Origin of the sequence: Streptomyces sp. NPDC058289 (assembly GCF_042880975.1) — a bacterium.
Taxonomy (GTDB): Bacteria; Actinomycetota; Actinomycetes; order Streptomycetales; family Streptomycetaceae; genus Streptomyces; species Streptomyces stoeckheimensis.
Window position 1 is genome coordinate 1 of the sequence record NZ_JBHVYI010000172.1, and the last position, 8,777, is coordinate 8,777.

The window sequence follows — 8,777 nt, forward strand, 5'->3', positions numbered from 1 at the left end:
GTGTTTCGGAGCGCCCGCCGCCGGTGCCGTCCTTTCGCCTGCTACGGGACCTCAGGCGCCCAGGTGGCGGGCGAGGAAGGTCACGCTGTCGGCGACGATGCGGCTGATGTCGGGCGAGCCGAGGAAGATGTGGTCGGCGCCTTCCACGGGGGTCAGGACGACCTCGCCCCCGGCCTTCGCGAGGGCCGCGGCGAGTTCCTCGCTCTGGCTGTACGGAACCAGCCCGTCCAGGGTTCCGTGGATCAGGAGGAACGGCGGCGGGTCGGAGCCCTCGACCGCGTACGTCACCGGGCTCGCGGCCCGCGCCAGCTCCGGGCTTTCGGCGACGGACGCGCCGAGGAGGGCTTCGTACGGGTCGGGGAACTCGACTCCGCCGGGCAGCGGCGGGAACGCCGGCATGGGGTGCTCGGAGAGGGTGACCAGGTCGGAGACCCCGTACCAGTCGACTACGGCGCGTACGGCGGTGTCGCCGGCGCCCACTCCGTGCGCGCCCTCCAGCGCCTCGGCGTCCGGGGTGTCCGCGCCGACGACGCCGGCGAGGGCCGCCAGGTGGCCGCCCGCGGACTCGCCCCAGACCCCGATCCGGCCCGGGTCGATGCCCAGCGCGGAGCCGAACTGCCGGACGTAGCGGATCGCGGCCTTCACGTCGTGCAGCTGGGCCGGGAACGGGGCCTCCAGGCTGTGGCGGTAGTCGATCGAGACGAGGGCCAGTCCCGCCGCCAGCACCGACCCGTGCAGCAGCTCGACCGGCACGGTCGGCGGCGGATAGCGCCGGTCGCCGTCCAGCCAGCCGCCGCCGTGGATCCACACCACCGCCGGGAAGGGCCCCTCACCCGCGGGCACCTGGACGTCGAGCAGCCGGGGGCGGTAGCCGGGCGAGGTCGCGTAGGTGATCCCCTCGAAGCGGCGGACCCCGTCCGCGTCCACGACGGCGGACACGGGGGTCCGGAACGGCGGCGGCGGCCAGGTCATGTCCGCCGTATCGATCGCGACGGGGGGCGATTGTGTCATTGCGGCCCTTCCAATCTGCTCGGCCCCGGGGGGCCGACGGGTCCAGGTGCGGGTCTGTGGGTCCGGCCACGGCCGCGGGTGCAGGACGGACAAGGCTTCGTAACGTATGTCCGAAATGCTTGCGCGGGCCGTGGGGGAGGCTTAGCGTGTTACACGTGTAATCACGACTCTAGCGACGCGTTTCCGCAGACCACAAGAGCACGGGCAGTCCCAGTTCCCCGACAGTTACACGAGCCACTGCGCGAATGTCGTCGCCTTCCCTCCGGGAGCACGCCATGCTCACCTCCACGCCCCCCGCCATACGGCCCACCGCCCACCCGGACACCCCGGCCGACCCGGACACCCCAGGCCACCCGACCTCCGCGACCGCTCCCCGAGCCCGCGGATTCGGCCGCTGGGCCGCGGAGCCCACTGCGGCGACGGTCCCCGTGATCCGCTCCCGCGTGCGCTCGATGCTCGAGGGCTGGGACATCGCCGACGAAATCGCGGACGTCCTCCTGCTGGCGGTGAGCGAGCTGGTCGGGAACGTCGTCCTGCACGCCTTCGGAGCGGGCCGCCTGCGCGTCGGGGTCTCCCTGCAAGGGGGATGGCTCCAGCTGGAGGTCACCGACGGCGCCTCCCCGCTGCCCCGGCTGCCGCACCCGCGGGACGAGGTGGACCAGGACGCCGAGAACGGGCGCGGCCTGCTGCTCGTACACCTGATGGCCACCGAGGCAGGCGGTCAACTCAGCGTCCAGGCCGATCAGTTCGGCAAGTCCGTACGGGTTCGCGTGCCGGCCGCCTGACGCGCCGATCTGCGCGCACGTCGGCGCGGGCCGGAGGCTCAGGAGGGGGGCGGGGCGGGCCTCCAGGAGGACACCGAGAGGGCGCCGGAGAAGCGATCGTCCTCACAAAAATATGGCGAGGAATTGACGCCCGCCAATTTATCGAGATACTTGCCCCATCTCCCCCGCTGCTCCCTGATTGAGGTGCCGCCCCATGGAGCTCTCCCCTTCGGCGCACGCCGATACCTTCTGCCGCGACCGGCTCCCGCCGTTCGACCTCTGGCCCGAACTCCACTTCGATCTGCCGGAGTTGGACTACCCGGACCGGCTCAACTGCGCCCACAGCCTCCTCGACGACGCCGTCGAGCGCTGGGGACCCGACCGCCCCTGTCTGCTGACCACCGAAGAGCGCTGGACGTACGGAGAACTGCAACGCCGTGCCAACCAGGTCGCCCAGGTGCTCAGCGAGGACCTGGGCCTGCTCCCCGGGAACCGCGTGCTGCTGCGCGGCCCGAACAACCCCTGGCTCGTCGCCGCCTGGTTCGGCGTGCTCAAGGCCGGCGGAGTGGCCGTCACCACGGTGCCGCTGCTGCGCGCCGCCGAGCTCGCCGCACTGTGCGAGATCAGCCGCCCCGCCGTCGCCCTGTGCGACCACCGCTACCTCGGGGAAATCGAAGGAGCCGCGGCCGCCGCGGCCCACGGCGACGGCTCCGCCGAGTACACCGCCCCGCGGGTGATCGCGTACGGCGGCCCCGGCGAGGACGACCTCACCGCACGCTGCGCGGCCAAGGCCGGTGTCTTCACCACCGTGGACACCGCCGCGGACGACGTGGCCCTGATCGCCTTCACCTCCGGTACCACCGGGCGCCCCAAGGCGACGCTGCACTTCCACCGTGACGTGCTCGCCAACGCGGACACCTTCTCCCGGCACGTCCTGCGGCCGCAGTCCGACGACGTGTTCACCGGGACCCCACCGCTCGCGTTCACCTTCGGGCTCGGCGGTCTCGTGGTCTTCCCGCTGCGCGTCGGGGCCGCCACCCTGCTCGTCGAAACCGCGACGCCGGGGCAGTTGGCCGACCTCGTCGCCGAGCACGGGGTGACCGTCCTGTTCACCGCACCCACCGCCTACCGCGCGATCCTGGCCGCGGGTGCGGCCGACCGGCTGGCCGGGCTGCGCCGCTGCGTCTCGGCGGGCGAACCCCTGCCCGCCGCCGTGTGGGAGGAGTTCCACGCCGCCACCGGGCTGCGCATCATCGACGGCATCGGCGCCACCGAGATGCTGCACGTGTTCATCTCCGCGGCCGACGAGGACATCCGCCCCGGCTCCACGGGCCGGCCCGTCCCGGGCTACCGGGCCGCCGTGGTGGACGGGAACGGGGTGCCCGTTCCCGACGGACAGCCCGGCCTCCTGGCCGTCACGGGGCCCACCGGCTGCCGCTACCTGGACGACCCGCGCCAGACCACGTACGTCCGCGGCGGCTGGAACATCACGGGCGACACCTACGTCCGCGATGCCGAGGGCTACTTCTGGTACGTGGCCCGCAGCGACGACATGATCGTCTCCTCGGGTTACAACATCGCGGGGCCCGAGGTGGAGAAGGCGCTCGCCGACCACCCGCACGTGGCGGACTGCGGTGTCGTCGGTGTCCCCGACGAGCGGCGCGGCATGCTCGTCAAGGCGTACGTGGTCCTGCGCGCGGGCGTCCCGGCCGCCCCGGAGACCGTCCGCGAGCTCCAGGAGCACGTGAAAGCGGCCATCGCCCCGTTCAAATACCCGCGTGCGGTGGAGTTCGTCACCGAGCTCCCCCGTACGGAGACCGGCAAGCTCCGGCGCGGCGAACTCCGCGCCCGGGGTGAGGAACCGTCCGGAGCCACCCCCACCGCCGCGGCCCCGGACGACGGCGGGTGCGCCGCCGGGTGCCCCGAGGCGCAGGTGCCGCACCTGCCCAGCGTCGTCGTCGAGCGCCGGGTCGAGTGGACCGACACCGACGCGGCGGGCCACTACCACCACTCCACCGTGATCCGCTGGGTCGAGGCGGCCGAGGCCGTGCTGCTGCGCCGTCTGGGGCTGTCGCACCTCTTCGGCAGCACGCCCCGGGTCCACTTCGAGGCCGACTACCGGGCCCGGCTCTGGTTCGGCGAGGCCGTGCGGACCGAGCTGCGGGTCACCAAGGTCGGCGCGAGCTCCCTCCACTACGCCTTCACCGTCCGCGGCGAGCCGGGCCCGGACGACCCGAAGGACCCGAAGGACCCGAAGGGCCCAGACGGCGCAGTGGCCGCCACCGGCCGCATGGTCATCGCCCACTCCGCCGCCCGCGCGACCGGGACCACCCCGTGGCCGGCCGAGGTCCGCGAGGTCCTCACGAAGGCCGGACGGCAGGCCCCCGAACTGATCGAGAACAACCGAGGAGGCGCCCCGTGCGCATAGCAGTCATCGGAGGCGGGCCGGGCGGCCTGTACTTCGCCGCCCTGGCCAAGCAGATCTCCCCGCACTGGGAGGTGACCGTCTGGGAGCGCAACGCCCCCGACGACACCTTCGGCTTCGGGGTCGTCTTCTCCGACGAGACCCTCGACGGCATCGCTCAGGCCGATCCCTCCGTCCACGCCGCGATGTCGGCGGAGTTCGCCCGCTGGAGCGACATCGACGTACGCCACCGCGGCCAAACCCTCACCTCCGGCGGGCACGGTTTCGCCGCTCTGGGCCGGCGTCGGCTGCTGCAAATCCTCCAGGAACGCTGCGCCGCCCTGGACGTGGACGTCCGTTACCGCACGCAGGCTCCTCCGCCGGAGCAACTGGCCGCCGAATACGACCTGGTGGTCGCCTGTGACGGCGTGCGCTCGGCCACCCGGGCCGCCTACGCCGACACCTTCGGCGCCGATCTCGACGAGCGCGCGGGCCGCTACATGTGGCTGGGCACGGACAAGGTCTTCGAGGCCTTCACCTTCATCGTCGAGGAGCGGGACTTCGGCACGCTCCAGGTGCACGCGTACCCGTACGACGACACCCGCTCCACCTTCATCGTCGAAATGGACGAGGACACCTGGCAGCGCGGAGGCTTCGCCGGATCCACCGGCCTGGACCTGGCGCCCGGCGCCAGTGACGAGGAGGGGATCCGCCGCTGTGAGGAGATCCTCGCCGGGCACCTGGACGGCCACCGGCTGATCCCCAACAACTCCAAGTGGCTGCGCTTCACCACCGTGCGCAACCGCACCTGGCGGCACGGGAACACCGTGCTGCTCGGGGATGCCGCGCACACGGCCCACTTCTCCATCGGCTCCGGCACCAAGCTCGCCATGGAGGACGCCCTTGCGCTGGCCGCCTGCCTGCACGAGCACCCCGACGTGGAGAGCGCGCTGGCCGCCTACGAGGACGAGCGCAGGCCGGTGGTGGAGTCCACGCAGCGGGCGGCGCAGGCCAGCCTGGAGTGGTTCGAGAACATCGACCGGTACACCGGCCAGGACCCGCACCAGTTCGCCTTCAACCTGCTGACCCGCAGCCGCCGGGTCACCTACGACAACCTGCGGGTGCGCGACGCGGAGTTCACCACCGCCGTCAACACCTCGGCGCCGGTCCCGCCCATGTTCCGGCCCTTCCGGATCGGCGGCCTGCGCCTGCGCAACCGGATCGTCGTCCCCCCGATGGCCCTGTCCACGGCCGTCGACGGAGTCCCGGGCGACTTCGACCTCGTCCACCTGGGCACACAGTCCCTCGGCGGCGCGGCCCTGGTCATCGCCGGGATGACGGCGGTCAGCGCCGACGGCCGGACCGATACGGGCTGCCCCGGTCTGTGGACCGACGAGCAGGAGGCCGCCTGGCTGCGGATCACCTCCTTCGCGCACGGCCAGTCCGACACCTGCCTCGGCATCCAGCTCACCCACGCGGGCCGGCGGGCCGGCGGAGGGCCGCTGCTGGCAGCCTCCCCGCTGCCCTGGGACGAGAACGGCCGGGTCCCCCGCGAGGCGACCCGCGCCGATATGGACCTGGTCGTACGGGACTTCGTGCGCGCGGCCGAGCGCGCCGACCGGGCCGGCTTCGACGTCCTGGAACTCCAGTACGGGCACGGCCATTTGATGTCCGGGTTCCTCTCCCCGCTGACCAACCGGCGCACCGACGAGTACGGCGGGCCGGTGGCGAACCGGCTGCGTTTCCCGCTCGAAGTGCTGGGCGCGGTACGGGCGGTGTGGCCGGCCGGGAAGGCCCTCCTGGTCCGCGTCTCGGCCGCCGACTGGGCCGAGGGCGGCCTCGACGAGGCGGACGCCGTACACATCGCGCGCGCCCTGGCCGCGGCGGGGGCCGACGCGATCGACGTCTCGACCGGTGAGGTCGTCGCCCACGAGCGGCCGTCCTTCGGCCGCAGCTACCAGACCCCGTACGCGGACCTGATCCGCAACACCACCGGGGTGGCGACCATCGCCGTCGGTGCGATCTCCACCTACGACGACGTGAACTCGGTGATCCTGGCGGGCCGCGCCGACCTGTGCGCGGTGGGCCGCGCCCAGCTCCACGACCCCCTGTGGACCCTGCACGCGGCCGTGGCCCAGGGATACCGCGGGCCGGCCGCGCCGTGGGCCCGGTCCTGGCGGGCCGGCAGCACTCGGCCGCCGGCCGCGCGCACCGACCGGGTGCCGCCGCGCCTCGAACTGCTGCGGCAGCCCGCCGCACCGGTGCACCAGCGATGGCTGCCGCGCGTCACCGCGCCGGCCCTCTGAACGGAACGGCCGAGGCCCATGCTTAGTCGCGAGACCCGTCACACCCGTCCCCCGAACGACCTGCCCCGTTTCACCGCGGCCGCCGTCCAGGCCGCTCCCGTCTACCTCGATCCCGCCGCCACCGTCGACAAGGCCGTCGCCCTGATCGCGGAGGCCGCCGGGAAGGGCGCCGAACTGGTCGTCTTCCCCGAGGCGTTCGTCCCCGGCTACCCGTACTGGAACTGGACGATGAACCCGGTCCAGGGCTCGCCCTGGTTCGAGCGCCTGCAGCGTGCGTCCATCGACATCCCCGGCCCGCACGTCGACACCCTGCGCGCGGCGGCCCGCCAGTACGGGGTCGTGCTGGTCATCGGCGTCAACGAACGCGCCCCGCACAGCCTGGGCGTGCTCTACAACACGCTGCTGACCATCGGCCCCGACGGCGAACTGCTCGGTGTGCACCGCAAGCTGGTGCCCACCTGGGCGGAGAAGCTCACCTGGACCGGCGGCGACGGCAGTTCCCTGCGCGTCCACCAGACTCCCGTCGGCCCGGTCGGCGCCCTCGCGTGCGGGGAGAACACCAACACCCTGGCCCGTTTCACGCTCCTGGCGCAGGGCGAACTGGTCCACGCGGCCTGCTACATCGCCCTGCCCGTGGCGCCCACCGACTACGACATGGCCGAGGCCATCGCCGTCCGGACCGCGGCCCACAGCTTCGAGGGCAAGGTCTTCTCCGTCGTCGCCTGTTCCACCGTCTCCCCCGAGATCGTCGACGCGGTCGCCGGTGAGGACGAGGCGGTCCGGGCCCTGTTCGCCCGGCCGCGCAGCGCCCTGTCGGGCATCTTCGGGCCCGACGGCCGCCCGGTCACGGAGCCGCTCGTCGACGTCGAGGGCATCGTCTACGCCGAGATCGACCTGAACCGGTGCATCCAGCCCAAGCAGATGCACGACATCACCGGGCACTACAACCGCTTCGACGTCTTCCGCCTCGAAGTGGACAACCGGCCCCGCACTCCGGTCACTTTCACCGTCCCGCAGTCCGTGCCGCAGTCCGCCCCGCAGGCCCTGCCGCAGTCCGTTCCGCCCACCGCCACCACCCCCGAGGAGGACGCATGACCACCGACCAGGACGACACCGCACTCGGCCGCGCCCGGGTTTCCGACACCCCCGAACTCACCGCCTACTACGGCGAGCTCGAAGCCCTCGAAGCGGGTGCGCTGTGGACGGTGGCCAACGACATCGAGCCCTGGTACCCGCAGCCCAAGTCCGTTCCCGTGCTGTGGCGTTACGAGGAGCTGCGGCCCCTCGTGCACAAGGCGCTCGGCCTCGTCCGGGCCGACGACGCGGGCCGCCGCGTCGTGATGCTGGTCAACCCCGGCCGCAGGGACGTCAGTGCAGCCGCCGGGCTCCTCTACACCGGCCTACAGATCATGGGTCCCGGCGAGGCCATGACTGCCCACCGCCACCAGGCCGCGGCGCTGCGCTTCGTGCACGAGGGCACCGGGGCGTGGACGATCGTGGACGGCCAGAAGCTGAAGGTGGGCCCGCGCGACTTCGCCATCACCCCGAACGGCACCTGGCACGAGCACGGCAACGATGCCACCGACGCCCCGGTGATCTGGCAGGACGGCCTCGACATCCCGCTGGTCAACGCCTTGGACGCCGGGTTCTACGAGGTGCACCCCGAGCTGTACCAGCAGCCCGGGAAGGTGGTGAACTCCTCGGTCCTGACCTACGCCGCGAACCTGCTCCCGTACGGCTCCGAGAAGTGGAGCCGCCCCTACTCCCCGCTGCTGGCCTACCCCTGGGAGCAGACCTACGAGGCCCTGCTCGGCCTGGCCTCGGCGACCGAGGGCTCCCCGTACGACGGGGTCATCGCGGAGTACACCAACCCGGTGACCGGTGGCTCGGTGATGCCCACCATGAGCGCCCACATGCAGCTGCTGCGCCCGGGCCAGGCCACCCTGGCCCACCGTCACACCGGGTCGGTGATCTACACGGCGGCCAAGGGACGCGGAGTGTCGGTGATCGCCGGGCAGCGCTTCGAGTGGAAGCAGGGCGACGTGTTCTGCGTCCCGTCCTGGGCCTGGCACGAGCACCGCAACCTCGATCCGTCCGAGGACGCCTGCCTGTTCTCCTTCAACGATTTCCCCGTCATGCGGTCCCTCGGCTTCCACCGCGAAGAGGCGTACCCGGACAACGGCGGGCACCAGCCCGCCTCCTGAGCCGCGGGGCCCCCCCCCGCCCCCCGCCCCCCCCCCCCCCCCCCGGGCGCGGCGCCCCCCCCCCCGCCCCCGGCGCACCCCACACACG

The 8,777-nt window shown here is 72.7% G+C and carries 5 protein-coding genes and 2 pseudogenes; 6 read left to right on the top strand and 1 reads right to left on the bottom strand.

Translation table 11 applies throughout. From position 1 onward, the window contains the following. Nucleotides 1-51: 51 nt before the first annotated feature. Nucleotides 52-1,011, bottom strand: a complete 960-nt coding sequence (locus tag ACFVX6_RS40145) for an alpha/beta hydrolase fold domain-containing protein (protein WP_389699532.1) — start codon at nucleotides 1,009-1,011, stop codon at nucleotides 52-54. 275 nt (nucleotides 1,012-1,286) lie between these two features. Here ACFVX6_RS40145 and ACFVX6_RS40150 point away from each other — a divergent pair, with 275 nt between their 5' ends. The 6 genes and pseudogenes from ACFVX6_RS40150 (at nucleotide 1,287) to ACFVX6_RS40175 (ending at nucleotide 8,689) form a co-directional block, all read left to right on the top strand. Continuing rightward, on the top strand, nucleotides 1,287-1,796 hold the full coding sequence (locus tag ACFVX6_RS40150; protein ID WP_389699533.1) for an ATP-binding protein: 510 nt from the start codon (nucleotides 1,287-1,289) through the stop codon (nucleotides 1,794-1,796). Between the two features lie 193 nt (nucleotides 1,797-1,989). Beyond that, nucleotides 1,990-3,648: pseudogene (locus ACFVX6_RS40155) on the top strand (AMP-binding protein); the annotation flags it as partial. Between the two features lie 156 nt (nucleotides 3,649-3,804). Next, nucleotides 3,805-4,203 (top strand): annotated as a pseudogene (locus tag ACFVX6_RS40160) (acyl-CoA thioesterase); the annotation flags it as partial. Further along, nucleotides 4,194-6,485: an FAD-dependent monooxygenase gene (locus ACFVX6_RS40165; RefSeq protein WP_389699534.1), complete on the top strand. Its 2,292-nt coding sequence runs from the start codon at nucleotides 4,194-4,196 to the stop codon at nucleotides 6,483-6,485. The pseudogene ACFVX6_RS40160 and the gene ACFVX6_RS40165, both read left to right, overlap by 10 nt. 18 nt (nucleotides 6,486-6,503) lie before the next feature. Then, the gene (locus ACFVX6_RS40170) at nucleotides 6,504-7,580 is read left to right on the top strand and encodes a carbon-nitrogen hydrolase family protein (RefSeq protein WP_389699535.1); all 1,077 of its coding nucleotides are present in this window, start codon (nucleotides 6,504-6,506) and stop codon (nucleotides 7,578-7,580) included. Further along, the gene (locus tag ACFVX6_RS40175) at nucleotides 7,577-8,689 is read left to right on the top strand and encodes a cupin domain-containing protein (protein WP_389699536.1); all 1,113 of its coding nucleotides are present in this window, start codon (nucleotides 7,577-7,579) and stop codon (nucleotides 8,687-8,689) included. Before ACFVX6_RS40170 ends, ACFVX6_RS40175 begins: the two co-directional genes overlap by 4 nt. Nucleotides 8,690-8,777: the final 88 nt, after the last annotated feature.